The organism is Peptoniphilus duerdenii ATCC BAA-1640 (assembly GCF_000146345.1).
Lineage (GTDB): Bacteria > Bacillota > Clostridia > Tissierellales > Peptoniphilaceae > Peptoniphilus_B > Peptoniphilus_B duerdenii.
This window is the reverse complement of record NZ_GL397071.1, coordinates 968,351-993,996: the sequence shown is the minus strand read 5'-3', so window position 1 is coordinate 993,996 and position 25,646 is coordinate 968,351. Positions and strand designations below refer to the sequence as shown.

24 protein-coding genes are annotated in these 25,646 nt (G+C 35.4%); 7 read left to right on the top strand and 17 right to left on the bottom strand.

Annotation, left to right across the window (positions count from 1 at the left end; genetic code table 11):
* Window positions 1-375: 375 nt before the first annotated feature.
* The 14 genes from thiD to HMPREF9225_RS04350 form a co-directional block, all read right to left on the bottom strand.
* Entirely contained in the window at window positions 376-1,191 is an 816-nt protein-coding gene (thiD, locus tag HMPREF9225_RS04415) for a bifunctional hydroxymethylpyrimidine kinase/phosphomethylpyrimidine kinase (protein WP_425357257.1), read from the bottom strand.
* Between the two features lie 135 nt (window positions 1,192-1,326).
* A complete protein-coding gene (locus tag HMPREF9225_RS04410; RefSeq protein WP_008901743.1) occupies window positions 1,327-2,121 on the bottom strand; it encodes a PrsW family glutamic-type intramembrane protease in 795 nt (264 codons plus the stop codon).
* An 83-nt stretch (window positions 2,122-2,204) separates the two neighbouring features.
* Window positions 2,205-4,271 carry an elongation factor G gene (gene fusA, locus HMPREF9225_RS04405; protein ID WP_008901742.1) on the bottom strand — a complete coding sequence of 689 codons (2,067 nt, stop codon included), beginning with the start codon at window positions 4,269-4,271 and terminating at the stop codon, window positions 2,205-2,207.
* Window positions 4,272-4,522: 251 nt separating this feature from the next.
* A complete protein-coding gene (locus HMPREF9225_RS04400; RefSeq protein WP_008901741.1) occupies window positions 4,523-5,440 on the bottom strand; it encodes a DMT family transporter in 918 nt (305 codons plus the stop codon).
* A gap of 179 nt (window positions 5,441-5,619) precedes the next feature.
* Entirely contained in the window at window positions 5,620-6,099 is a 480-nt protein-coding gene (locus tag HMPREF9225_RS04395; protein ID WP_008901740.1) for a ferritin, read from the bottom strand.
* 28 nt (window positions 6,100-6,127) lie between these two features.
* A complete protein-coding gene (locus tag HMPREF9225_RS04390; protein WP_008901739.1) occupies window positions 6,128-6,400 on the bottom strand; it encodes a hypothetical protein in 273 nt (90 codons plus the stop codon).
* Window positions 6,401-6,445: 45 nt separating this feature from the next.
* Complete coding sequence (locus HMPREF9225_RS04385; RefSeq protein ID WP_008901738.1) at window positions 6,446-8,488, bottom strand: alpha/beta hydrolase family protein; 2,043 nt, start codon at window positions 8,486-8,488, stop codon at window positions 6,446-6,448.
* A 60-nt stretch (window positions 8,489-8,548) separates the two neighbouring features.
* A complete protein-coding gene (locus tag HMPREF9225_RS04380) occupies window positions 8,549-9,442 on the bottom strand; it encodes a PSP1 domain-containing protein (RefSeq protein ID WP_008901737.1) in 894 nt (297 codons plus the stop codon).
* Window positions 9,414-10,355, bottom strand: coding sequence for a DNA polymerase III subunit (locus tag HMPREF9225_RS04375; protein WP_008901736.1), 942 nt, complete (start codon window positions 10,353-10,355; stop codon window positions 9,414-9,416). The genes HMPREF9225_RS04380 and HMPREF9225_RS04375 overlap by 29 nt, the downstream gene beginning before the upstream one ends.
* On the bottom strand, window positions 10,355-10,639 hold the full coding sequence (locus HMPREF9225_RS04370) for a cyclic-di-AMP receptor (protein WP_008901735.1): 285 nt from the start codon (window positions 10,637-10,639) through the stop codon (window positions 10,355-10,357). Before HMPREF9225_RS04370 ends, HMPREF9225_RS04375 begins: the two co-directional genes overlap by 1 nt.
* Window positions 10,640-10,647: 8 nt before the next feature.
* On the bottom strand, window positions 10,648-10,974 hold the full coding sequence (locus tag HMPREF9225_RS04365) for a cyclic-di-AMP receptor (RefSeq protein ID WP_008901734.1): 327 nt from the start codon (window positions 10,972-10,974) through the stop codon (window positions 10,648-10,650).
* The gene (gene tmk, locus HMPREF9225_RS04360; RefSeq protein WP_008901733.1) at window positions 10,971-11,579 is read right to left on the bottom strand and encodes a dTMP kinase; all 609 of its coding nucleotides are present in this window, start codon (window positions 11,577-11,579) and stop codon (window positions 10,971-10,973) included. The genes HMPREF9225_RS04365 and tmk overlap by 4 nt, the downstream gene beginning before the upstream one ends.
* Before the next feature lie 150 nt (window positions 11,580-11,729).
* Entirely contained in the window at window positions 11,730-11,987 is a 258-nt protein-coding gene (locus tag HMPREF9225_RS04355) for a Txe/YoeB family addiction module toxin (protein ID WP_008901732.1), read from the bottom strand.
* Window positions 11,984-12,238, bottom strand: a complete 255-nt coding sequence (locus HMPREF9225_RS04350) for a type II toxin-antitoxin system Phd/YefM family antitoxin (protein WP_008901731.1) — start codon at window positions 12,236-12,238, stop codon at window positions 11,984-11,986. Before HMPREF9225_RS04350 ends, HMPREF9225_RS04355 begins: the two co-directional genes overlap by 4 nt.
* A gap of 221 nt (window positions 12,239-12,459) precedes the next feature.
* Between HMPREF9225_RS04350 and HMPREF9225_RS04345 the strand changes: the two genes are divergently transcribed.
* Window positions 12,460-13,638, top strand: coding sequence for a coenzyme F420-0:L-glutamate ligase (locus HMPREF9225_RS04345; protein WP_008901730.1), 1,179 nt, complete (start codon window positions 12,460-12,462; stop codon window positions 13,636-13,638).
* 64 nt (window positions 13,639-13,702) lie between these two features.
* Here HMPREF9225_RS04345 and holA read toward each other — a convergent pair whose 3' ends face one another.
* The gene (gene holA, locus HMPREF9225_RS04340; RefSeq protein WP_008901729.1) at window positions 13,703-14,698 is read right to left on the bottom strand and encodes a DNA polymerase III subunit delta; all 996 of its coding nucleotides are present in this window, start codon (window positions 14,696-14,698) and stop codon (window positions 13,703-13,705) included.
* Complete coding sequence (locus tag HMPREF9225_RS04335; protein ID WP_008901728.1) at window positions 14,695-16,728, bottom strand: DNA internalization-related competence protein ComEC/Rec2; 2,034 nt, start codon at window positions 16,726-16,728, stop codon at window positions 14,695-14,697. Before HMPREF9225_RS04335 ends, holA begins: the two co-directional genes overlap by 4 nt.
* Before the next feature lie 144 nt (window positions 16,729-16,872).
* On the opposite strand from HMPREF9225_RS04335, the gene HMPREF9225_RS04330 reads away from it, so the two are divergent.
* The 6 genes from HMPREF9225_RS04330 (at window position 16,873) to HMPREF9225_RS04305 (ending at window position 24,597) form a co-directional block, all read left to right on the top strand.
* Window positions 16,873-18,318, top strand: coding sequence for a hypothetical protein (locus HMPREF9225_RS04330; RefSeq protein WP_008901727.1), 1,446 nt, complete (start codon window positions 16,873-16,875; stop codon window positions 18,316-18,318).
* A gap of 1 nt (window position 18,319) precedes the next feature.
* Window positions 18,320-20,605: a bifunctional dihydroorotate dehydrogenase B NAD binding subunit/NADPH-dependent glutamate synthase gene (locus HMPREF9225_RS04325; protein WP_008901726.1), complete on the top strand. Its 2,286-nt coding sequence runs from the start codon at window positions 18,320-18,322 to the stop codon at window positions 20,603-20,605.
* A gap of 280 nt (window positions 20,606-20,885) precedes the next feature.
* Window positions 20,886-22,133, top strand: coding sequence for a dicarboxylate/amino acid:cation symporter (locus tag HMPREF9225_RS04320; RefSeq protein ID WP_008901724.1), 1,248 nt, complete (start codon window positions 20,886-20,888; stop codon window positions 22,131-22,133).
* 40 nt (window positions 22,134-22,173) lie between these two features.
* Window positions 22,174-22,881 carry an aspartate/glutamate racemase family protein gene (locus HMPREF9225_RS04315; RefSeq protein WP_008901723.1) on the top strand — a complete coding sequence of 236 codons (708 nt, stop codon included), beginning with the start codon at window positions 22,174-22,176 and terminating at the stop codon, window positions 22,879-22,881.
* Window positions 22,882-23,443: 562 nt separating this feature from the next.
* Entirely contained in the window at window positions 23,444-23,737 is a 294-nt protein-coding gene (locus tag HMPREF9225_RS04310; protein WP_008901722.1) for a transposase, read from the top strand.
* Window positions 23,692-24,597 carry an IS3 family transposase gene (locus HMPREF9225_RS04305; RefSeq protein WP_141553735.1) on the top strand — a complete coding sequence of 302 codons (906 nt, stop codon included), beginning with the start codon at window positions 23,692-23,694 and terminating at the stop codon, window positions 24,595-24,597. Before HMPREF9225_RS04310 ends, HMPREF9225_RS04305 begins: the two co-directional genes overlap by 46 nt.
* A gap of 733 nt (window positions 24,598-25,330) precedes the next feature.
* Here HMPREF9225_RS04305 and HMPREF9225_RS04300 read toward each other — a convergent pair.
* Window positions 25,331-25,646 (bottom strand): EF-Tu C-terminal domain-related protein (locus HMPREF9225_RS04300; protein ID WP_008901091.1); only part of this gene is annotated, 316 nt, incomplete at its 5' end.

Genomic DNA, 25,646 nt, shown 5'->3' with positions numbered 1-25,646 from the left:
GACTCATTTGCAAGGACTTTACCTTCGGAGGTTATACCCGTTCGACTCACTTCGTTCGCTCAGGGTGACTGCAATTGTAAAGGTATTTTGTAATATTTTTTTGGAATAGATGGGTTAAATATAGGTCAGATCCTTCGACTTCAAAGGCTTCGCCTTTTCCGCTCAGGATGACCAGTTGGTGGAGAGTAGACATCACCAGGGTTATACCCGTTCGACTACAGAGCCTTCGGCTCTTCCGCTCAGGGTGACTGTAGTTGGGTGGTTTGTTGTAGCCTTCGGCTGTGGAAGCAAGATGCTTCCGCTACGATATTTACTCAAATATTTTTCAACAAACAAAAACTCCTAGTTTCCTAGGAGCTAAATTATTTTTTTATTTTACATTTTTCTTGTGATTTTATATCCGTGGTTCATTGGTCCTCTTCCCTTGCCCAAGTCTAACATGTCTGATAGCGCTTCTGACAGATAGTCCTTTGCGAGTTCGATGGATTTTTCTAGGCTATTTCCTTGGGATAGGTAGGTTGCTATGGCTGATGATAGGGTGCATCCTGTGCCGTGGGTGTTGTCGTTTTCTATTCTCTTGCCTTTAAACCAGGTTGTTTTTTCTTTTGTAACTAGCACGTCGTTTGCGTCGTTTACTGAGTGTCCGCCTTTTACTAATGCTGCTACGCCATATAGTTCTACTAGTTTCTTGCCTGCTTTTTCCATGTCTTCTTCGTTATTTATTTTTATTCCACAGAGTTCTTCTGCTTCTAGTATGTTTGGCGTGATTACTGTGGCTAGTGGTAGTAAATCTTTTTTAACTGAGTCGATGGCATCGTCGGATAGTAGTTTTGAGCCTGATGTGGCTATCATTACTGGGTCGATTACGATGTTTCTTGCGTCGTATTTTTTAAGTGTTTCTACTATTTCTTTTACGATTTCTTTTGAGAATACCATGCCGATCTTTATTGCGTCTGGATAGATGTCTTCGAAGACTGCTTCTAGTTGTTTGTGTAAAAATTCTATCGGTGGTTCGTCTATTGCTGTGACTCCCATGGTGTTTTGTGCTGTCAAGGCTGTGATGACTGACATTCCATAGGATCCATTCATTATGATTGATTTTAAATCTGCTTGTATTCCTGCTCCGCCGCTGCAGTCTGAGCCTGCTATGGTCAAGACTGTGGGCAATGTTTTTTTAATTTTATTTTCCATTTTTTCTCCTTTTTTCGGGTACAAAAAAAGCTCTTCTTTGAAGAGCATCCCAACGTAGGCATTATCCTAATCTGGTTTAGGGTCTAAGTCGAACTTACTCTCAGCTACTGCTCCCCGTATTTTTATTATATTATTTTATAAATTTTTTGGCAAATTACTCTCTCTATTTATTTTTACTATTTCTATGATAAATATTATGACTACCATTACTATTGCTATGATGTCTATGAGTGTGGTTGCTAGTGGCATGTTCCACATAAAATGGTTTACCATTACTACTAACATTAGGAGTAGTCCTTTTAATTTCTTACCTCTTGAGTAATAGTAGAGTCCCATCATAAAGACTGCTGAGTAGATCATGTGTGATCCTAGGGCTCCTTTTATTCTATCTATGGAGTTATCCATGATCATGGAGACTTCGTCAAAGGTGGAGTCTTCTGGAATTATATATCCGATGTCTTCCATTATTTGAAATCCCAGTCCTACTCCAAATCCTGATAATAAAAAGTCTATTCTCTTTTTTGAGTTTAGGATGAGCATGCAGAGCACTGCTGTTGCCATTTTTAATATTTCTTCTGCGTAGGGACTTGCTAATGCGTCCTGCCAATCGTAGAATGTGTCCTCCGACATGAAGAAGCTAAAGCCGTTTTCTATGGCTTCGTTGACGTAAACGGATATGGACGTGGTTATTAAAGCTCCGGCAATTATGGAGAAGAATAATAGTTTCATACTGCCGTCGTATTTTTTTGCTAGTATTATTCCTAGTAGAATCGCTGGCACTATGTATATTAAGAGCATTGTGGATGTTTTAAATACTTTTAAATATATTTCTCCTTTGAATTCTTCTACATAGTAGGCGCTAAATAGGGAGTATATTCCTATGGCTAGGAGTAGAAAATATATTATGAGTAATTTATTTTTGTTTTTCATTTAATCACCAATGAAATTATAGCATAATGGATTTATTTATTACATAAAAAGGCACAGTCTCCTGTGCCTATATTTTTATTATTTTATTCTTCTTTTTTAGCTTTTGCTTCTGCTATAACTTTATCTGCCATTGCTTGTGGTACTTCTTCATATCTTACGAATTCCATGGTGAATGTTCCTCTTCCTTGGGTCATTGCTCTTAGGTCTATTGAGTATTCAAACATTTCTGCTTGTGGCGCTTCTGCTATTAGTAGTTGAGTGCCGTCTGCTTGTTGATCCATTCCTAGGATTCTTCCACGTCTCTTGTTCATGTCGCCCATTACATCTCCTAGGTATGCATCTGGTATAGATACTTCTACTGACATGATTGGTTCAAGTAGGACTGGTCCTGCTTCTTCCATTCCTTTTTTGAATGCAAGGTTTGCTGCAAGTTTGAAACTCATTTCGTTTGAGTCTACATCGTGGTAAGATCCATCGTATAGAACTGCCTTGAAGTTGGTAACTGGATATCCTGCTAGAACTCCGTGTTCTTTTGATTCTACTAGTCCTTTTTCAACTGCTGGGAAGTAGTTCTTAGGTACTGCTCCTCCGAATACTTCTTCGTCGAATACGAAATCTTCTTCGCAAGGTTCAAATCTGATCCAAACGTCTCCGTATTGTCCTGCTCCACCTGATTGTTTCTTGTGCTTTCCTTGTACAGATGCAACTTTTCTTATGGTTTCTCTGTATGGAATTATAAATGGAACCTTCACTACTTCTACGCCAAACATATTTTTAAGTTTTTCAAGGATTACATCTAGTTGTACTTGTCCTTGTCCACCTATGGTTAGCTGTTTAGTTTCTGGGTTTCTATTGATTGTGAATGAAGGATCTTCTTCTCTTAATCTTCTAAGTGATTGAGATAGTTTTTCTTCGTCTCCCTTGGTCTTTGGTTCGATTGCATAGAATAGAACTGGTGCAGGGTATTTTAAGTTTTTATATTTAACTATGTGGTTCTTGTCGCATAGACAGTCCCCTGTTTCTGTGAATTGAAGTTTGGTTGTTGCTCCAATATCTCCAGCGTCAAGTTCTTCTACATCTAGTTGAGTCTTACCTCTTATTGAAAAGATTCCGCCAAGTTTTTCCATTTCTTCTTTGTTTGCGTTATAGATTGGAGTTTCCTTGGTAATCTTTCCTGAGATTACTTTAAATATTGATATCTTACCAACGAATGGGTCTGTGATAGTTTTAAATACTACTGCTGAGAATGGTTCGTTTACATCTACTTTTCTTTCTTCTCCAGATTCGTATCTAAATCCTGAGTGAGCTCTTTCGTCGTTTGGTGCAGGCATGTAGTTTACGATGGTGTTAAGTAGGATATCGATTCCGATTCCCTTTTCTGCTGAACCTACTAGTAGTGGAACTGCTCTACCTTCTAGTAGTGCTGTTGTAACTCCGCGTAGAACTTCTTCTCTGGTGAATTTTTCGCCGTTGAAGTATTTTTCCATTAGAACTTCGTCTGCTTCTGCTACAACTTCTACGATCTCTTCGTACATTCTTTCAGTTGCTTTTATTTGATCGTGGTTTAGTTCTGTTTCTGCAGGTTGTGCATTTACATATTTAAAACCTTTTTGGTAGATAACGTCTGTTACTCCTATGAAATCATCTCCAGATCCTATTGGAACTGAGAATGGAATTACTTTTTTACCGAATTTTTCTTCGAGTTCTTCCATAAGTTTTCTGAAGTTTACATTTTCTGCGTCGATTTTATTTATGAATATGATTCTAGGTAGACCTATATTTTCAGTGTACTTCCACATTCTTTCTGTGCCTACTTCTATTCCTGCAGTGGCATCTATAACCATTAGTACTGCTTCTGATGCACGTAGAGCACCTTGTGCCTCACCTATAAAATCTAAGTACCCAGGAGTGTCTATTATGTTTACCTTGTAATTTCTCCACTCAACGGGTATTACAGATGTACCTATTGAAGAACCTCTTTCCATCTCTTCTTTTGAGAAGTCACTGAGGGTGTTTTTTTCTGTTACTAGTCCGATTTTTTTAGTTGCTCCTGTTTGGAAAAGCATTGATTCTGTAAGATTTGTCTTACCAGATCCGCTGTGTCCTACAAGTGCTAAGTTTCTAACCTTGTCAGTGCTATATACTTTCATTCATTTTCCTCCTGTTGAAATCGTTTCTACAAGTATTATAACATTGAGCATAACAATTTTCTAGTGGAAATATGTTTTTATAATAAACCGCTAAATTCTTAAAATTTTAAAATTTTTTTGAAGAATTTTTTTATTTTATGAAAACGAAAATATTTTATAAATTATTTTAAAAATTTTTCTATAAATTTTTTGCAAATTAAATGATTTTTTGCACAAAAAAAGACTTGGTGCCCAAGTCTTAAATTTTTATTTTATTCTGCCAATTCTCGTTCTTTCTTTTTAGCTAAGAATTCTTTTATCTTAGATGTATCTATTTGAGCGAGTATTGTCGCTATAAATACTATCGCACATCCAACTGTTTCTCTAGGTGTCAAGAATTGATGTAAAAGAACTGCTCCTGCTATGGCTGCTACTATACTTTCAAGGGAGAGGATAAGTGAACCGATGGTTGCGTCAAAATCTTTTAGCGCAACTATTGAAATGGTATATCCCACCGCACTTGAGAGAACTCCTGTGTATAGTAGTGAGGTCCTCGCATCCCATATTCCTGAAAGAGTGACATCTTCTGTGAATAGTGCAATGATCAAAGATATTATCGAATATACGAAGAATTGTATACAAGATAGCATTACATTGTCTGTGTTAGGTGAATAATATGAAATTACCATTATATGAACCGCATAGCCTATTGCTCCAAGGATTAAAAGGATATCCCCTTTTTCTATGACGAATCCTTCTTTTATGGATATAAAATAGAGTCCAACTACTGCAAGAAGTACGCATAAAAATACTTTTCTATCTGGTTTTTTGCCTAAGAAAAGATATAGAATTGGAATAAATACTATGTATAGTGTGGTTAAAAATCCTGCTTTGCCAACATCTGTATAAACTATTCCCAGTTGTTGCAAGTTTTGTCCAACTGCCAAACATAGTCCTATTACTATCCCACCTACTACGGTTAATTTCTTATCTACTTTGTGATTTTCTTTCATGGACTTAGGTCTTACAAGTATTAATATTAAAAGAGATAGTCCTGCTAGAAGTCCTCTTCCAAAGTTATAGGTATATGGTCCCACATGGTCCATTCCTGTGGATTGAAATACGAATGCCAATCCCCAAATAATCGAAGTCAGTCCCAAAAAGAAGACTGATCTAAAATTTTTGTCCATTATTCTCCTCCATTATCAATATAAATATTATCATAATTTATATTTTATGAGAAGATACACTGACTAGTGTTTTAATATAGTAAAATGCTTGTATTTAAAAGTTTTTAAGCGTTTTTATTTCACAATAAATTTTGTTGCATAAAAAAAGAGCTGCTTTTACAACCCTTTTAAAATTTATATTATCCTCTTGCTCCAAGTTCGTGATCGTAGATATATAGTCCAGACCAGTTTTCGTGGATTCTTTCGAATTTTTCAACGATAGTTCTGAAGTTGTCTTCTTCTTCAACTTGTTCATTTACGAACCAGCCTAGAAGTTCAACTGCTCTGTAATCTTCTTCTTCAGTTGCTCTCTTGTAAAGGGCATGGATTCTAGCAGTTACTTCTTTTTCATGAGCTAGAGCTTCTTTAAAGATTTCTGTGAAGCTTTTGAATTCTACATTTGGTTTCTTGATATCTAGGTATTCAACCTTTTCATCAATATCAAATAGGAAATTGTAAAGTTTCATTGCATGTTCATATTCTTCGTGAGCTTGTTTCATCATGAAATGTGCAAATCCTTCCATCCCTTGTTCTTTTAGTTTAGCTGCCATGTCTAGATAGATATATCCAGATTGTAATTCAAAGTTAAATTGTTCATTAATTTGTTCATATAGTGTCATTTTTATTACCCCCTAAATTATTTAACGTCTATACAGGTTTAAACACTTCAAAAACACTGTAAATGTCTATGCCTTTATGGGCAATAAACTTAAGGACTTGTGGTATTTCTGAAGTTTTGAGAAGTATGGAAAATCCACTGTACTCAAAAGTAACCTTGCCATAATATTTAGAATTTATATTGTTAAATGAATCCATAAGTTCTTCTCGGTGACTCATCATATCACCTATTAGAAAAAATATATTTCTAAGAGTATCTTGTTCATCTGTATTAAATACATTTACAAGTTGTGTCTTTGTCATGATTAACCCTTCTCCCTATAAAAGTTATACCCATAATAATTACCCTCAATCAGAAAATAGTATATTATCTAGGATTAAATCATTTGCTCCTTTGAAGTTAAAATCAATATATCTTATCCTACTTGTGTCAACTCCAGTTGCCTTTGCATCACTTAGATCCAGTTTAATCGTTGTATATCCCATGTAGCTATTGCCGTCGTTTTTTATATGTTCTATCTTGGATCTTTCAACCCAGGTTTCCTTTGGAAGTGTTTTGATTTTAGATATGTCATAGGAATATTTTCTTCCAAAATAATCCATTACTGTCACTTCCATACTTCCGCCGTCGTCTTTTTTAATTATGTCGAAGGAGAGATTTTTAAGTCCTGCCACATCTTCTCTTGCAAAGAAACTTAAGTTTGCACTTGTAGTTGATCTTAGGTAGAGTCCGCTATTGAAAGTCGCATCTCCTACTTCAACCATATCTTCGTAGACTTGTGAAAATCCTTGGTAGGTCATGTCGAAGTTTCTATTTGTCGCTGTACTTATATTGTAATCTTCATCGAAGTTTGCAATTACAGAGCTTCCTCCTTCTTGGTACATCTGATAGTAGTCTAATTTTGGAATATTTAAATCTTCAGATGCAAGGTCATAGAAAATATTTTTATTTTCTTTCCCATCTACCGCTTTTATAAATTTTTCTGTCAAAACTTCTAGTATTCTTCTCTGATGTTCTCCTGGTAGAAGGCTCTTTCTGTTGAAGAAGTATGCATCCGGTGGATCTAAATCATAATCTCCCCAAAGGGTATTGAAATTGCCGTGGTTGGCGTATGGAATATAGATTGCAGACTTAAAGTATCCCCTGGAGTTTTCTATGTTTTCATATTGATTTAACTGTTCGAAACCTTCTACATCCGAGTCGTGGGTTCCGTGGATACATAGAAAGTTTACATTCCTTAATTTCAAATTCTTGCCGGCGGGAGTGTACTGACCGTAGGTTCCAGATATGGAGATGATTCCCTTTATCTTTACATTCAGGCTTAAATTTCTATTGCCATCTTCTGGAAGTTTTTCAAGTTCTGTAAAAGATTTTAAAATTGTGGTGGCTTCCGCTCCTCTGGAATGTCCCGCTAAGAAGATCTCTTTATTTAAATCTCTATTTTCTTCCAAGTTTAAAATATAATCTATATTTCTGTAAAGAGCCATTGCCCGCGCATCATTTTCTCCACTTAACCCATAGTTTAAAAATCCATTTAGATAGTTCATATCTACAGATACGACTGCGATTCCATGCTCTGCCAAGTACCTTCCCAAGTATTCATAACCGAGATGGGATTTGGTGGTCGCTCTGTGATTTCCGTGGACGATAAAGAGCACATCTTTCTTTTCATCGTTTACAGGTTTGTACATAACTCCTCTTATAGGCGCCTTGGTGAGGCTGTGAGAAAATAGCATGTCTCTTCTCTTTTTTTTCTTGCCGCTATAGGAGACGTATCCCGTTAAATCCATGGTCTCTTCGTCGTAATTTATGGTTTGTACTTGGTATCTTTCTGATTTTACATTTTGTACTACGAAATTGTAATCTTCCTTGGTATCAAATCCTGGAAAACTTAAAAAATAAAATATTCCTGCGATTGGAACTGCTGTTACAAGGATAAATACCATGCTTAGAAATGATTTTCTATTTAAAAAGACTGCTATGGATTTTGAAAATAGAAATACTACCAATGTTGATACAACTATTACTGCCTGGTATTCAAAATCTGAAAGTGGGTATGTGTAGGAAACTTCTCCGAGAAAATAGTAGATAAATATATAAAGTGCTACAAGGGAAATGAGGTTAAAAGATTTTATTTTCTTTAGGTAGACTACTATTTTTTTAATCGGTTTATAAAATATAGCAAGCGCTATTGAAATAAATATTGTAAGCGTTATTAATATTGAGAGATAGCTGCCCACATAGTCTGAGATGTAGTAGCTGTACATGCTAGAGATTATAAGCGATACAAAAAATATGGATATGTATACGGATTTTTCTGTATTTCTAAAGACATTTTCTATTAAATTTTTTAATTTATTATGTATTTTCGAAAATAATTTTTTAATCATATTATTTTAAAAGAAGACCTGAGGTAAATCTCAGGTCTTAAATAGATTTCCTATTAACTTTTATTCCTTTTCTAAATTTTTAAGTTCGTCTTCGCTAGATTCTTCGTCTTTGAGAGAAGATTTTGCAGGCATGTATTCCTTATCCATCTTGCGAGTTCTCTTTACGTCACCAATTTCAAATAGTTCTACTTCTGTGTCATCATCTACTCTGAACTGAACCTTTACAAGTTCTTGGATGGTGTAGGTGTCTATTACTGTACCGCTACCTCTATCGGTTTCAACTATTTCTCCAACCTTTGGCATCCTCTTTATGATACATTCGTAGCCGTCCTGTTCATACTTCAAACAGCACATAAGTCTTCCGCAAACTCCAGATATTTTAACCGGATTTAGTGAAAGCTCTTGGTCCTTTGCCATCTTAATTGACACTGGAGAAAACTCGGAAAGAAATGTACTACAGCAACAAGGTCTGCCGCAGCATCCAAGTGCTCCTACCATTTTAGCTTCGTCCCTGACTCCAATCTGTCTTAGCTCGATTCTAGTCCTAAAGATGGATGCTAAATCTCTTACCAAATCTCTAAAGTCAACCCTGCCATCAGCAGTAAAATAAAACAGAAGCTTTCCTCTGTCAAAAGTGTATTCACAACCTTGAACCTTCATGTCCAGACCGTGTTCAATACTTTTGTCTTGACAGACCATGAGAGCTTCTCTCGCGTTATTTCTATTTTGAAGTTGGATCTTCTCATCTTCCTCTGTCGCTACTCTAAAGATTGGTTTAAGTTCAGATACCAACTCACTTTCATCTACTTCTTTATTTATGACCACCGTGCCGTATTCCACACCACGGGCAGTCTCTACAATTACATTGTCATCGACCTTAGGATCTACATCCATCGGGTCAAAATAGTATATCTTACCGTTTTTCTTAAAACGAACTCCTGATACCTTTATCATTAAGTTCCCCCAACTTTACAAGCATGGATTCTATTGCAATTCTATAATTTACATTATTTTCTAAGCTTTCTCTCGCCTTTAAAACTGTGTATAGACCAGTTAAGGCGGATTTATTATCCATGTTTAAACTTATAATTTCGTATTTATAATCTATATTTAAAATAAATTTTTCTTCCTTCGTCTGTGAATAAATAAGAATATCTCTAGTTAAAAGTTCCATTACTTTTAAGACGAAAGAAATATCTTCCTTTTCATTTTCATAGAATGGATAAGCCTTCATTGCCTGGCTAACTCCACCCCTTAGCACATCTAATGTAGTATTTAGAATTTGTCTTCTCTTATTTAGAAGTTCTGGATTTTCTAAGTAGTTCGTAACTTCCTTAATCGATCCATTTGAAATATTTGAAATCAGCTCAGCTTGAGATTTAAATCCTTTTGACTCGATGAAACTTCTAAGATCTGATGTAGCAACAGAGCTTATGCTAAGCACCCTTGATCTCGAAATAATAGTTGGAAGCAGCTTGGAAATATTGCTTGTAACCAGGATGATTATAAGGTATTCCGGCGGCTCTTCCAAGGTCTTTAGGATTGCATTCTGTCCTTCGATGGAGAGGTCTTCAAAATGGTTTATGATGTAGATTTTGTTCTTCGCTTCGTATGGAAGGCTAAGTGATTCCAAAATCATATCGTCCACTTGTGATTTGGAAAGTTTTCCATCTAGTACCAAGAGATCTGGATGCTCATATTCATCTATCCCCTCTATGCGCATTAAATGTTCTTCATTTAAAATCATCCTAGCAAAAGATTTTGCCATGGTGAATTTACCTACGCCGCTTTCTCCAGAGAAGACATAGGCGTGGGATATGGTCTCATTGCAGAGCTCATCGCATATTTTAAGATGTGATTTAAACATTAAATTCTAAGAGACTTTTCAACATCTAGTACAAATAATGTAGCTCCTGATATTTCAAAATGCCCTCTTTCGTCTCTTATTTCTTCTGTTTGAGTAACATCTTTGAAAATACCATACACATGATCTAATTCTTTTTCATCAGATCCTATAAGAAGTGTGGTGTTTCCAGCTTTGAAAAAACCTCCACTAGAGCTAACCTTTGTAACTGATATATTTTCTTCATAAAACTTATCTATAAGTTCATCTACAAATTTATTTTGCACAATGGCAATTATCATCTTCATATTATCACCTAAAACCTTTTAAAATCTACAACATCAAGCACAAAAACAGTGGCTCCCCCGACTTTTACCTTAATAGGTAGGGTTGCTATGCTTGTGCCGGGCATATTCATAGGTTGAATAGACTTTATAATCTCTCTTACTTTGCAGTTGTGAGAAATCAGTTCTATAAGCCTATCTACTTCGCTGTCATCAGTTCCAATCATGATGGTAGAGTTGCCAGATTTTAAAAATCCTCCAGTTGAAATAACCTTTGTAACTCTGTAACCTTCCTTTGTAATCTCATCTATAAGATCGTCACTGTCTGCATCTTGAACAATTGCTAGAACGAGTTTCATTCAATCATCTCCAATATTTTTTCTAATGTATTATTGAATACAGTTTCTAATTCTGAGTTTGCATCTATAACAGTTACGTCTTCATACTTTGCAATCTCTTCATAGCCCTTGTAGACTTTTTTATGAAAATCTGTGGATTCAAGTTCAAGTCTATCGGCACCCATTTCATTCTTTCTCTCAAGACCGACTCTGTAGTCACCCATAAGGAGAATGGTTAGATCAGGTCTTATGCCAGCGGTAGCAAAATCATTAATTGCAACTACCCCTTCTAAGAGACCTCTGCCGTAACCTTGGTAGGCATAAGAAGATAAAATATATCTTTCGCACAGTACTATATATCCTTTATTCAAGTACGGAACTATTTTTTCTTCTGTATGTTGGGCACGGGACGCTGCGTATAGAAGCGCTTCACACCTTGGGCTCATCTCGTCATTATTTACATCCAAGATCAAATCTCTAATCTTTTCAGAGATATCTGTGCCACCAGGTTCCCTAGTCTTTATTACTCTATATCCTAGACTTTCTAGTTTTTTATAAATCATATCCACGACGGTGGTCTTGCCACAACCGTCTGGTCCTTCAAATGTAATAAATTTTCCTTTCATAGAATCATTATATCATCTATAAATTTCAATTTCTACAAATAATAACAATCCATGCCATTTCACAAGTTTTTGAGATTAAATGGGTTTATCTTTTGATTTTGAAAAATATTTAAAATAAAAAAAGAGAATGCTGTTACAACATTCTCACCCTCATTCATAATGCTTTGCACATGAAATTATTATTAAATTGTTATCCTCAATCTTGTAAATCAATCTGTCTTCAAGATTTATTCTCCTTGACCAATATCCTTGTAGTTCATATCTTAAAGGCTCTGGTTTTCCTAATCCTTCGTATGGATTTCTCAAAATATCTTTTATAATGCTATTTAATCTTTTTAAAGTCTTCTTATCATTTATTTGCCAATAGAGATATTCTTCAAAAGCTTTTTCATGAAATAGAATTTTCATTCTTCAATGATGTCCTTTTCTATGAATTTATGATCCCTAATGTCTTTTGCTCTATTCGTCAGTTCTTTATAGTAGTCTGAGTCGCTCATAATATAGGCATTTTCTACTAAGTTATTATATTTTTCAAGGCTTATCATTACCACATTTCTTTCATCTTTTCTCGTCACGAGTATAGTTTCTAGATTGTCTATTGTCTTATCGCAGTAATGCTTCAAATTATTTCTAAGTTCACTATAATTTACAGCTAACATAATCCATCTCCTTTTTCTTTATTGTACAATATTTAGTACGTTTTTTTCAAGGTTTAAAATCATTTAAATAAAACTTTCAGAAACAAAAAGTGATTAAAAAATGAAAATTTATATATTATAAAATTTTTTTGTATCTATTTCTTTATCTTTTTTATTTTATGTGCAATAATGAGTAGTAAAGGATTTTCCTTTACACAGTTGATAATTTTTAGGAGGAAAATATGAAAAGATACTTTGGTACTGTTGTAAGAGGTATTAGAACACCTATAGTCAAAAGTGGAGAAGATGTGGCTAAGATAGTTACAGATTCTGTAATCGAAGCTGTTAGAGCTGAAAATATTAAGATGAGGGACAAGGACGTTGTTGCCGTTACTGAATCATTGGTAGCAAGAGCACAAAACAACTACGCATCTACTCATGATATAGCTTGTGATGTAAGATCTAAGTTTTCAAAGGAATTTGGAGTTGTATTTCCTATTCTTTCTAGAAACAGATTCTCTATTATTTTAAAAGGACTTGCAGAATCAGGACTAAAGATGCACATTCTGCTCTCATATCCTTCTGATGAAGTTGGAAACCATCTTATGAACGAAAGGGATCTATTCAACAAAAAGATCAATCCTTACACAGACGTTCTAGATGAAGATGAGTATGAAAAGTTATTTGGAAAATCCGTTCACCCATTTACTGGAATTAACTATGTAGACCTTTATAAGAGTCTTGCACCTAATTCAGAAATACATTTTTCAAACGATCCAAGAACTATTTTGAAGTTCACTGATGAAGTTCTTGTAGCTTCTATCCACACTAGAGATCTTGTTAAAGATGAACTTAAAGAAGCGGGAGCTAAGGTTGTATACGGTCTTGACGATCTACTTTCTGAAAAGACTGACAAACATGGTTACAACGAAGATTACGGTGTGCTTGGTTCAAACCTTGCTGGTGATAATGATGTTAAACTATTCCCTAGGGATGGCCAACAAGTAGTAGACAAGATCAAAGAAATTCTAGACAAAGAATTCGGTGTAAATGTAGAAGTTATGATCTACGGAGACGGCGCATTTAAAGATCCTGTTGGACAAATCTGGGAACTTGCCGATCCTGTTGTAAGCCCTGCCCACACTGCAGGTCTAGCAGGAACTCCAAACGAAATTAAAATCAAGTACATTGCAGATAACGACTTCAAAGATCTAAAAGGTGAAGAACTTAGAGAAGCAATGGTGGATAAGATTGAACATAAGAATAAAAATCTAGTAGGTACAAATGAAACTCTAGGTACTACTCCAAGAAGGATCACAGACTTAATCGGTTCTCTATCAGACCTTACTTCTGGATCTGGAGACAAGGGTACTCCAGTAGTTTTAATCCAAGGCTACTTCGACAATTATTCAGATAACTAATATATAAAAAAATGGAGGTTTTGCCTCCATTATTTTTTTTGCCTTTTATTGAGTTTTTATTTTTTTAATTTTTCGTTGAAAGTACTTTGAATAGATAGGATTCATAGACTATGTATGGATCCATTGAGGTAGTCTTTAGATTTTGATCTAATTCTTCTAACTCTTTGAAATATTCCACCACTTCATCCACCTTGTACTTGAATGAACCTGACCTTACTTTCTTAAGTTCAAAGCTTCCGATTCCTAAGACATTCATAATTTCATAGTCGGGAGTATTCTTTTCCCTAAGCTTCATATAACCCATAAGAAGTCTTATACTTCTTGCGATTAAGACAAAAGTTTTTTGCAGTGGCTCGCCTATATCGTATAAATTTTTAAATTCCGTTATCGCTATATCTATATCACGACTAAAGATTGCGTCCGTTAATTTAAAGATGTTGGTATCAATGTTTTCTGTAAGTACGCTGTCAATTATACTTCTGTCTATCTTCTTATAGGATAGAAATTTTGAAAGTTCATTTTTTAAATCCATGAGGGTGGTCTCTAAATTTTTAGAATTATAGGCACTTTTTGAAATTAAATAGTTCACATCCGATGGAGAGATTTCTATATTTTCTCTGTTGAAATAGATATTTACAAACCTTGTCACCTCCTGAGGAGATACCTTGTCAAATTCCACCTCTCTCTTGTTCTTTTTAAAAAATTTGTAGAATTTTTTCGATTTGTTAAGTTTTGAATTTTCATCGATAAATATAGCCACCACATAATCGGGGATATCTTTCATATATTCCAAAGTCTTATCCACGTCAATGAGATTGCTTTCAAATTCTTCACTATTGGAGACTATTATTAATTTTTTGTTCGCCATGACGGGCAGCGTCTCGCAGGAGCTTACAAGACTTTCATAATCCTTTACATTTACAAGGTTAAAGGCTTCAAAACTCTTGTCCACATATTTATTTTTTAAATATTCCACCGCATTTTCTATAAGCAATGATTCCTTTCCATATAGAAGGTATGCGCCGGATAAATTTTCTTTATAAAGTTCTTTACTATTCATCTTCTCACCGTAAATTTTTCTAAGTTTCTATTGTAAATGAAGCTTACTTGACCGTCCTTCATAGTTTCCAAAACTTCTCCATACTTTCGTAGTTCTTTAATTATACCAGAAGATGGCATGCCGTAGTAGTTTGGTCCGTAGGATATTACAGAAAACTCTGGACGAATCTCTTTAAATAATTTCGTTGAAATTGAATATTTAGATCCGTGGTGCGGAACTTTTAGGATGTCAACCTTACCCGATGTCATCGCATCCAGAGGTTCCTTAGACAGGTCTCCAGTGTATAGGACTTTTAGATCTTTGTAATTTACTAGAAGTGCCATGGAACTATCGTTGCCTTCTCCCATTGGATGTGGAATTTCTCGCAGTTTTAAATCCCCTATATCCATATTTTTAAATTTTTTCAGATTGAAATTCTTCTTTATGGATTCCGCATAGACATTTCCTTCAACAAAATGATTTACATAGATGGTCTTAAATTTTATTTCAGGTATTATTTCAAACAACCCTTCGCAGTGGTCCGTATCGTAATGGCTTATGAAAAGCCCTTCTATCTCGGTGATATTTTTCGACAATAGGTATGGAAGCACATAGGCCCTCGTCGGATCGTAAGCGCCACTTCCTCCAGTGTCCACCATGTAGTATTTTCCCTTGTGCTTGAAGATACTGCAGTCCCCTTGTCCCACATACATAAAGTCCACTCGGAAATCTTCCCTTTCATAAATATCTTGAAAGTTTAGGACGAAAAGTGTTATAAGACAGAGTCCCATAGCCTTTAGTTGAAACTTTGTAAATTTAAATTCTCTATATTTTAGTGCCACAATCACACATAGGTAGTAGCAAACTATAAAGTACCAGTTCACCTTTCCTGTTACGATGCTTTTAAAGTAAAAGTTCAAAAATTTTCCAATCTCTGCTCCCATTCCAAATAGAAAATCTATCGCCGTCTTAGTTAGAATATTTGGAAAAAGAAGATGTACAAATGAAAATCCAACTCCCAATGAATACATAGGTATTACTATTAAATTTGCAAGGACAGTTATCGGATTAAACATGTAGAAACTTCTAAGTATTATCGGAAGTGTCATGATAAATGCACCGAGAGATACAGCGAGCCCCTCACCGATAAAAGTTTTGCCGAGGAATTTAAATCTTCTTGCAAAGATTATTATTCCAAGAGTTGCAGAATAGGATAGCCAAAATCCCACTGAATAGATAACGAATGGATTGTACGCAAGTTGAAATATCATTGAAATTAAAATAATTTCGTAAGATGTATATTTAAATTTAAAAAATCTCGAAAGGACAAGGGTTAAGACCATGATAAATGCCCTAACCGCCGACACTGGAAATCCCAAAATGTATATGTATAGAAATAAAAATACCAGGGATACGATATCGCCGACATTTTTGCCAAATGGTTTTAAAATTCTCTTTATAAATAGAAAAACAAGTCCCACGTGAAGTCCAGAAAATGCAAATATGTGTGAGATTCCTAGATTTCTATAAGCTTTGTACTCCTCCGACATAGATCCGTTGGAAGAGAGGATTCCCTTGTAGGTTCCTTCTACATTTGGATTTAAAAATGAAGATGAATATTCGAGCCTTCTTGCAAATTTTGATCCGATGCCACGACTTCTAACCCAGGTAATCTTTCCATCTAAGACTGCACCTACTCCTCTCGATTTTAAATATCTATATTCCGAAAATCCATTTTCATTAAAAGGTGGCGCTCCCTTTTTAAGCACACCTCTGAAGTTTACCAGGTCTCCAACATAGTATTCTCCATCGGATTTAATAGAAAATCTTGGATTTCTTCTAAAAAAATTATTGCCGTAGGAGATGACGAACCTGTTCCCCTTTGCTTCAACGATTCTTCCAGTGCCGGATATTTTTCCAAAATGTGTAGTAGGATTAGAAATCAAAAGTCCAATGATGAGTACGATTAGGCTTAAATATTTTTTATTTCTTGGTAATTTTGTATGTAAATTATATGTACTAGCCGCCGCTAGAAAAATGATAATTGCCATATCCAGCTCCAAAATAAAAATTTATTCTTAAACTTAGTATATATGAGGTTTACCTCCATTACAAGATTCTAAGAAACTTTCAGCAAAAATGTTAAATAATTACAAGAAACGCTGTAGATATGATAAAATAGTATAGGTGGTTAAATGAAATATATTATAGATCCTTATAATATGGAATTTGAATACAGTTTCAAAAATACAACTTTTTTAAATGGTATAGAGGTAGGGACCATTGACGATGTCTTTTGCGGTAGTGATAATGTTAGAAGCGATAAGTTCACCGTAGATGGAAAATATTCAAAACCCCTCTGGTATGACTCAAAGGCTTACTTCGAAACGAAAAGCAATCGTTCTGTAGAGATTTCTTTGGATACAGAAGCGAGGATGGACCTTGCGGAAGAAGTAACAGCAAATGCGATTCTCCGTCTGGTCATAAAAAATACTTTTTCTTTGGATCCAGAATATGAAATCTTTGAAAATAATCTCATAGTCATGGATAAGAAAGATATTACCTACCAGGATTTCGATCAGCTTGAGATACTTTGCAATCAACTAGTTCGTTCAAATCTTCCCATAGAAGTTAAAGGAAATGTTGCGACAATCCCCGGACTAGGAAGCATTGACTTTGATGGTCCAATCTTAAAGAGAACATCTGAGGTTTCTATTATAAAACTAAAGATGCCTTCCAAAACACTTTCTGGAATTCAAATAGAAATCCTCTGTGGAAGAAAGGCTTATCTCGATTATAAAAGAAAATCAAAACTCATAGATAATATGATGATGACCTTTAGGGTGGATGAAGAAAATCTATTTGCAAAGATGAAGTCCATCGCCATAGGCAAAGGCTATGACTTTGAAAGAAGAGCCGAAGAGAGGGCGAAGAAACTAGAAGAGATGAAACAGCTTGAAGAATCTAAAAATTTAGAAGACAAACCTTCTGAATCTTCTGATGAAGAAATTTCAAATAAAGATTCTAAAAGTTCTAGAAAACCTAAGGAAAAATCTAAGAACGAGGAAAAAGATAAAAAGTCTAAACTAGAAACAGCAAATTTTCTAGACGATGATTTCCCAGAAAAACCTGAAGAACAGTCAGAGGAAATAGAAGAAAATTCTTACGAAAACTCTAAGGTACATCCTGAAGAAAACCTGTCGGATAGTACAAATAAAGATGAAGATGAAGATAAATTCTCTTTACCCACCGAAGACCATTTAGAAGATAAAGCGAGTCCTCTCCCAAAGGGACTAAATGATATTTTAAATTTTGTAACACCTATTGGAGACATAAGGTATGTTTACAAAATACAAAACAAGTATTCACACGATGAAATCAAAGAAATAACTAAGTTTTTAACCGATTTACCTAGTTATGTAGTAATTCTTGGAACATTAGAGAGAGATTATTCAGACCTAATCGTTTCAAGAAGTAAAAATTTAAACGTTGACCTAAAAGAAATCTTAGATCACATAGAAGCTGACCTTAAACAATCTAAGGGCAATATGTTCCAGGTAGAAACCATGTGTAAACCTGCAGAGCTATCTAATGTGATGGAAGAATTCTTAATGGAAATAAAATCTAAATTAGGAGTGTAAAATGTATAAAATTGAGAGAAAAGTTAATCTAGCGCCTAATATCTACCTTTTTGATGTGTTGGCACCACGTATCGCAGCTTCAGCTAAACCTGGACAATTCATAATACTTATAGCTGATGACTATGCGGAAAGAATCCCTCTAACAATTTCAGACTATGACATAGAACGTGGTACAGTTCAAATCGTTGTTCAAGCATCTGGAGCATCTACTCAAAAGATAGTTGCTTTTGAAGAAGGTGAATCTTTCAAAGATTTCGTAGGACCTCTTGGAAGATATTCTGAATTCTTAGACGAAGATCTTGAAGAACTTAAAAAGAAAAGATACTTATTCGTTGCAGGTGGTGTAGGTACCGCGCCAGTATACCCACAAGCTAAATGGTTCAAAGAACACGGACTATCCTGCGACATAATCCTAGGAGCAAAGTCAAAAGAATTTGTAATCCTAGAAGAAGAACTTGGATCAGTGTGTGACAATCTATATGTATGTACAGATGATGGATCATATGGATTCAAAGGTCTAGTTACAGACAAAATCAAAGACCTTTATAGCAAAGGTGAAAAATATGACGTATGCGTATCCATCGGACCTATGATCATGATGAAATTCGTTTGTCTAACTACTAAAGAATATAATCTTAAGACTATCGTATCCATGAACCCAATCATGGTTGACGGTACAGGAATGTGTGGAGCTTGCCGTGTAAAAGTTGGCGACAAAACTAAGTTTGCCTGCGTTGATGGACCAGAATTCGACGGACATCTAATCGACTGGAACAGTGCCATGAAGAGACAGTCACAATATAAATCAGCAGATTCAGTTAGAAAGATTGAACCTCACGTATGTAACTTTGAATACGACATTGAAGCACAAAATCACGAAATCGAAACTGGCGAAGCAATCAAACAAGATAGATTTACAGCAGTGCCTGTTAGAAACCAAGATCCAGAAGTAAGAAGCCACAACTTCGAAGAAGTATGCTACGGCTACAACGAAGAAGAAGCTAGGAGAGAAGCAAACAGATGCTTACAATGCAAGAATCCAAAATGTAGACAAGGCTGCCCAGTTAACATAGACATCCCTGGATTTATAAAAGAAATTGCATCAGGCAACTTCGAACAGTCAGCAAAAGTACTTGCTCTATACACTGCTCTTCCAGCAGTATGCGGTAGAGTTTGTCCTCAAGAAACACAATGTGAAGCACAATGTGTACTTAAAGCTAGAGGAAATTCTGTATCAATAGGTAAACTAGAAAGATTTACAGCAGATAAATCAAGAGAAGAAAAATATAAATTATTTGATAAACCAAGACAAAACGGTCACAAGGTTGCAGTAATCGGTGCAGGTCCAGCAGGACTAACCTGTGCAGGAGACCTTGCAAAGATGGGTTACGAAGTAACTATTTTCGAAGCACTACACCTAGCAGGTGGAGTACTAGTTTATGGTATACCAGAATTCAGACTTCCAGATTCAGTAGTTGAATCAGAAATCGAAAACCTAAAAGCACTTGGAGTTAAGATAGAAAACGACGTAGTAATTGGTAGAACTATCACCGTTGATGAAATTCTAGAACAAGGTTACGAAGCGGTATTCATCGGATCAGGAGCAGGACTTCCAACATTTATGGGAATCGAAGGAGAAAACTTAAACGGAGTTTACTCAGCAAATGAATTCTTAACTAGAAACAACCTAATGAGATCATTTGACAAAGACTTCGACACACCACTTAACGTAGGAAACAAAGTTGCAGTTATCGGTGGAGGTAACGTAGCAATGGACGCAGCTAGAGTTGCAAGAAGACTTGGCGCAGAAGTTTCAATCGTATACAGAAGAACAGAAGCAGAACTACCAGCAAGAGTTGAAGAAGTTCATCACGCACAAGAAGAAGGAATCAAATTCGAAATGCTTACCGCACCAGTTGAAATCCTAGGCGACGAAGACGGTTGGGTAAGAGGAATGAAGATGGTTAGAAACGAACTTGGCGAACCAGATGCAAGTGGAAGAAGAAGACCAGTTAAGATCGAAGGATCAGACTTCGAAGAAGAATTCGAAACTGTAATCATGGCACTTGGAACATCACCAAACCCACTAATCTCACATACAACAAACCATCTTGATGTAAACAAATGGGGCTGTATCGTTGCAGACGAAACTGGACAAACTTCTAGAGAAGGCATCTTCGCAGGTGGAGACGCAGTAACAGGAGCAGCAACAGTAATCCTTGCAATGGGAGCAGGTAAAACAGCCGCAGAATCAATAGACAAATATATAAGAGAAAAGAAAAACTAAAAAAAATTAAACCTTGGAGAGATCCAAGGTTTTTTCTTGCCCAAAATTAAATCATTTTATTAAACTGATTCTAAATAAATTTTTAAATACATTTGTTTCAAAGCATTTTATTAAATCTTTAGAAGTAAAATTTCTTGAAACAATTCAAAATTTTTAATCTAAATTTATTTATGTACTATCAAATTACAATGTAGTACTAAAGTAAATTGTTAATTAATTAATTTATTCTATGTTTTTACATTTCGTGATATAATTTAATAAAATCTAAGGAGGTAATGAAATGAAAGAGAAAAAAGGATTGTCCCTTCCTATTCAAATTTTGATAGGTTTGTTAGCCGGAATCGTCGTAGGTATACTCCTACAAAGTAAACCAGAAATAGCAAGCACCTATATCAAACCACTAGGAACACTATTTTTAAACCTAATTAAACTTGTAATCGTACCACTAGTATTTGCATCATTAGTAGTAGGAGTTGCAGATTTAAAAGACGCAAAAGAAATAGGCAAAATCGGAATGAAGACATTTGTATACTTCTTCCTAACCACAGCTTTTGCAATAGTAATAGGTTTAATCCTTGCAAACTTACTAGATGTATCCTCAGGCTTTACACTACCTGCAGATCAACTACAATTCGAAGCAAAAGAAGCACCAAGTTTCATAGAAACACTTATAAACATAGTGCCATCTAATCCACTTAAATCTCTAGTAGAAGGTCAAATGCTTCAAATAATCGTATTCGCGCTTATTTTAGGCGGCGGACTACTCTACGCAGGAGAAAAAGGAACAGCAGTATTTAATTTCTTTGACGGCTTACAAGAAGCAATGATTTACATTACAAACGGAATTATGAAACTCGCTCCTTTCGGTGTATTCGGACTAATCGTGCCCGTAGTAGCAGCAAACGGACCACAAGTATTACTACCACTTATAAAAGTAGTGGGAATAGTATATCTTGGATGTTTCCTACACGCATTCTTGGTATATGGATCATCCATAGCCCTTGTAGCAAAACTACCAGTAGGTATCTTCTTTAAGAAGGCATTTGCACCATGGGCAGTAGCATTTACCACATCATCATCAGCAGGAACATTACCTATATCATTAGATACATGTGAAAATGAACTAGGCGTAGCTAAACCAATCGCATCCTTTGTACTACCACTAGGAGCAACCATCAACATGGATGGAACTGCTATATACCAAGGAGTCTGCGCACTATTTATAGCAAAAGTATACGGACTCGATATGAGCCTTGGACAACAAATGACCATCGTCCTAACTACTGTACTTGCATCAGTAGGAACAGCTGGAGTACCAGGAGCAGGCATGATCATGCTAGCAATGGTGCTACAAGGAGTAGGAATTCCAGTAGAAGGAATCGCTCTAGTAGCAGGAATAGATAGAATCTTCGACATGATAAGAACATCAATAAACGTACTCGGAGACATAAGTTGTTCAGTAATAGTTGCAAAATCAGAAGGTAAATTCAACGAAGAAGTATACAGAAGAAAACAGTTAAGTAAATAAGAATAGCCACAAAAGTGGCTCTTCTTTTTTTGGAGGTAACATGAAGAAAAAACTAGGAATATTAGGAGGCATGGGTCCACTTGCGAGCATGGTCTTCTATGAAAGAATCATCCACAACACATTGGCAAATTGTGACAATGAGCATATAGATATCATGCTCTTATCCCATGCAACCATACCAGATAGAACAAGCGTAATACTAGAAAATAGAGATCACAGCGAAATAGTAGACGTAGTTAAACCTGACTTGAAAGCGTTTGAAGGCTATGGAGTATCAAACATCGCAGCGTCTTGCAATACATTCCATAACTTCTTAGAAGATTTGGAAAAATTAACAGACATACCATTTATAAATATGATTGACATTACAACAGAAGAAGCAAAGAAGCACGGAAATGTCGTGACCATACTTGGCACAAAAGGCACATTGCAAACTGGAATCTATGATAAATATATAGAAAAATATGGACTAGAACATCTAAGAGTAGATGACAAAATTGAAGACGAACTAATGGATATAATCTACTATATAAAATCTACCAACGATGTAAAATCTAAGAGATTGAATGAAATCTGTAAGTATTATTTAGATCAGGGTTCAATACCAATACTTGCCTGCACAGAACTCTCAACCATCGACCTTGAAAAAGAAATCGATGAGCAAGCAATAGACGCACTATCAGTATTAACAAGAGAATGCATATTGAGATCCGGATATGAACTAAAATATGAAAAAATAGTACATTAAAAATATTATGTAAAATTCGAAAAATAATACATTAAAAATATTATGTAAATTTTAAAAAAATAGTACATTAAAAGCGACTAAGAATACCTTAATCGCTTTTATTTTTTGATAAATATTTGAGGCAACCACCCATGTCTATCCTCGCTCAGGGTGACTGAGTGGTTAATTGTAGCGTAAGCAATCTGCTTCCATTAACCTAAATACTAAACTCTTATTACTCAGCCGTTAGGCATATGGAAACATATCTTTCTATTTATCTTCGTAGCGGAAGCATTTTGCTTCCACAGCCGAGAGTCTTCTGCACAGAAAAAAAATTAATTGATTCTAAAATCTTATACAGGTCCACTTCTCTACACGGTCATCCTGAGCGAAGGAACCTGGTATAATGAATTCATAGACAACCGTAAATGACAAAAGAATGATTTGCTAGCACTAAAATAATATTTTTTTCAAAGAACCCGTCAAGGGTCGCTACGCTTTTCCCCTTGACAGAACCTTAGAAAAAAATCATTAGTGCTTAAGAGCAAATCATTCAGAAAAATAGAAAAGGAAGGAAAAACAAATGCCAGAAGATAAAAGACGAACATTCACAAAAGAATTTAAACATAAAATAGTAATGTTAAAATTTGCAAACAAAATGAAAACAAAAGAAATATGTAAAATGTATGATCTAGATAGGCAAACAATTCATAGATGGGTCAACGAATTTAACGCAAAAGGCATGTCAGCCTGGGAAGGAAACGGCGTAGTCCCAGGCGATGCACTAGAGATGCATAGAAAAATGAAAGAAATGGAAATGGAGCTAGAAATATTAAAAAAAGCCGAGGCATACTTTGCGAAGAAAAAGATAAAATAATAGCCTTTGCAATAAAAAATCTGGGAGAATATCCAGTGCGCATAGTATGCCGAGTACTCCAAATAACAGAGCAAAGCTATTATTACAGAAAAAAGCATCCAAAGAAAAAAAGATACACACAAGAAGAATTAGACAACGTCGAAAGAATATATAGAGAAAACCATAGCTGCTTCGGAAGAAGAATGATAAAGAAATACCTAGAAAGAGAAGGCATAAAATACTCAGAAAAGAAAATAAGTAACATCATGAAAGAACTAGGATTACAAGCAAAATATGGCAGAAGAAAAATACAAAATGTCTATACAAACAAAGAAACAAAAGAAAAATATGTAGCAAAAAACATATACAACAACCTAGAAAAAGAAGAACAAGAAAAGATAGAAGCATGGTCAATAGACTTCACAGAACAAATAGTAGAAGGTAGAAAAATATACACCTGTGCAATAATAGATATAAGAACAAAAGTAATAGTAGGATACAAACAAGCATATAAAATAGATGCAAAGCTAGCAGTAGAAACATTAGAAGAAGCAATAGAAGCATATGGAACACCAGACATGATACTATCAGACAGAGGATCCCAATTCACAAGCAAACTATATAAAAGAACCTTAGAAGAACAAGAAATAATCTGTAGTATGTCCAGACCATACAAACCAGTAGATAATGTATATATAGAAACCTTCTTTAAAACAATGAAAACAGAAATAGGATATATAAAGAAATATACGATAGAAGAATACAAGATGGTTGTAGAATATTGGATGAACTATTACAACACAGAAAGGATTCATAGTTCAATAGGATATTTAACACCTCATGAATATTTATACGAGACAAAAATGAGTTTGTCATTATGATTTTAACTTTTTTCTTTAAAAAGGGGTACCACTTCCAAGACGGGTACCGTCGGAGTCGAAGGATCTGACCTATATTTAACCTAGTACTTGCAGATGAAATCATCAATACTGTCCGCACCAGGGTTATACCCATTCGACTCGGAAATAAATTTCCTCGCTCAGGGTGACTGTCTTCCTCTAGAACATTTATAGAGAATACCTTCCCAGCTGTTGTTACCCTGAGAGGCAGTCGAGTTTTGTAACGAAATCAGATATTTCTACTAGGGCTTCGACGCCTTCGGAAACATAACTTTCTATTTTACTTAGTAGCTGAACCTTCCATGTTCCTCAGCCGAGAGGCGTGGAGCCTTTAAACCTCCCTTGTTATTAGATAAATATAGAGCGCCCATATTCCCAACTGATATACCTTATAGAGATCCTTCGACTACAAAGGCTAACGCCTTTTCCGCTCAGGATGACCGGGTGGGTGGTCGTAGCGGGTGCAAGGAGCTTCCATCAACTGCCATAATAAACTCTCTTTTTTTCCCTATGAAATAGACAAGTTAGACCCATAAAACTCACTGAGTTCTACATAGTGGTTGTGTCCCTTTAAATTTATGGTTATATTTATAATTTTTAAATAAAATAGAGACTCGAGTTAACGAATCTCCCTAGTATTTTACATATAGTCTTTATATTAAATCATTTGCATTAAAAAAAGCTGGAACTTAATCCAGCTTTAATTTTTATTTAATTAGTCAAGAAGTTTAGAAACAACTCCTGATGCTACTGTTCTTCCACCTTCACGAATTGCGAATCTTAGTCCTTCGTCCATTGCGATTGGTGTGATTAGTTCTACTTTGAATGTTGCGTTATCTCCTGGCATTACCATTTCTACTGATTCTGGTAGTTGGATGTCGCCTGTTACGTCTGTGGTTCTGAAGTAGAATTGTGGTCTGTAGCCGTTGAAGAATGGGGTGTGTCTTCCGCCTTCTTCTTTTGTTAGTACGTATACTTCTGCTTCGAAGCTTTTGTGTGGGTGAATTGTTCCTGGTGCTGCTAGTACTTGG

Excerpts from the sequence above, each read along its gene's own strand:
- thiD (WP_425357257.1), bottom strand. The coding sequence starts at position 1,191 with ATGGAAAATAAAATTAAAAAAACATTGCCCACAGTCTTGACCATAGCA.
- HMPREF9225_RS04410 (WP_008901743.1), bottom strand. The coding sequence starts at position 2,121 with ATGAAAAACAAAAATAAATTACTCATAATATATTTTCTACTCCTAGCC.
- fusA (WP_008901742.1), bottom strand. The coding sequence starts at position 4,271 with ATGAAAGTATATAGCACTGACAAGGTTAGAAACTTAGCACTTGTAGGA.
- HMPREF9225_RS04400 (WP_008901741.1), bottom strand. The coding sequence starts at position 5,440 with ATGGACAAAAATTTTAGATCAGTCTTCTTTTTGGGACTGACTTCGATT.
- HMPREF9225_RS04395 (WP_008901740.1), bottom strand. The coding sequence starts at position 6,099 with ATGACACTATATGAACAAATTAATGAACAATTTAACTTTGAATTACAA.
- HMPREF9225_RS04390 (WP_008901739.1), bottom strand. The coding sequence starts at position 6,400 with ATGACAAAGACACAACTTGTAAATGTATTTAATACAGATGAACAAGAT.
- HMPREF9225_RS04385 (WP_008901738.1), bottom strand. The coding sequence starts at position 8,488 with ATGATTAAAAAATTATTTTCGAAAATACATAATAAATTAAAAAATTTA.
- HMPREF9225_RS04380 (WP_008901737.1), bottom strand. The coding sequence starts at position 9,442 with ATGATAAAGGTATCAGGAGTTCGTTTTAAGAAAAACGGTAAGATATAC.
- HMPREF9225_RS04375 (WP_008901736.1), bottom strand. The coding sequence starts at position 10,355 with ATGTTTAAATCACATCTTAAAATATGCGATGAGCTCTGCAATGAGACC.
- HMPREF9225_RS04370 (WP_008901735.1), bottom strand. The coding sequence starts at position 10,639 with ATGAAGATGATAATTGCCATTGTGCAAAATAAATTTGTAGATGAACTT.
- HMPREF9225_RS04365 (WP_008901734.1), bottom strand. The coding sequence starts at position 10,974 with ATGAAACTCGTTCTAGCAATTGTTCAAGATGCAGACAGTGACGATCTT.
- tmk (WP_008901733.1), bottom strand. The coding sequence starts at position 11,579 with ATGAAAGGAAAATTTATTACATTTGAAGGACCAGACGGTTGTGGCAAG.
- HMPREF9225_RS04355 (WP_008901732.1), bottom strand. The coding sequence starts at position 11,987 with ATGAAAATTCTATTTCATGAAAAAGCTTTTGAAGAATATCTCTATTGG.
- HMPREF9225_RS04350 (WP_008901731.1), bottom strand. The coding sequence starts at position 12,238 with ATGTTAGCTGTAAATTATAGTGAACTTAGAAATAATTTGAAGCATTAC.
- HMPREF9225_RS04345 (WP_008901730.1), top strand. The coding sequence starts at position 12,460 with ATGAAAAGATACTTTGGTACTGTTGTAAGAGGTATTAGAACACCTATA.
- holA (WP_008901729.1), bottom strand. The coding sequence starts at position 14,698 with ATGAATAGTAAAGAACTTTATAAAGAAAATTTATCCGGCGCATACCTT.
- HMPREF9225_RS04335 (WP_008901728.1), bottom strand. The coding sequence starts at position 16,728 with ATGGCAATTATCATTTTTCTAGCGGCGGCTAGTACATATAATTTACAT.
- HMPREF9225_RS04330 (WP_008901727.1), top strand. The coding sequence starts at position 16,873 with ATGAAATATATTATAGATCCTTATAATATGGAATTTGAATACAGTTTC.
- HMPREF9225_RS04325 (WP_008901726.1), top strand. The coding sequence starts at position 18,320 with ATGTATAAAATTGAGAGAAAAGTTAATCTAGCGCCTAATATCTACCTT.
- HMPREF9225_RS04320 (WP_008901724.1), top strand. The coding sequence starts at position 20,886 with ATGAAAGAGAAAAAAGGATTGTCCCTTCCTATTCAAATTTTGATAGGT.
- HMPREF9225_RS04315 (WP_008901723.1), top strand. The coding sequence starts at position 22,174 with ATGAAGAAAAAACTAGGAATATTAGGAGGCATGGGTCCACTTGCGAGC.
- HMPREF9225_RS04310 (WP_008901722.1), top strand. The coding sequence starts at position 23,444 with ATGCCAGAAGATAAAAGACGAACATTCACAAAAGAATTTAAACATAAA.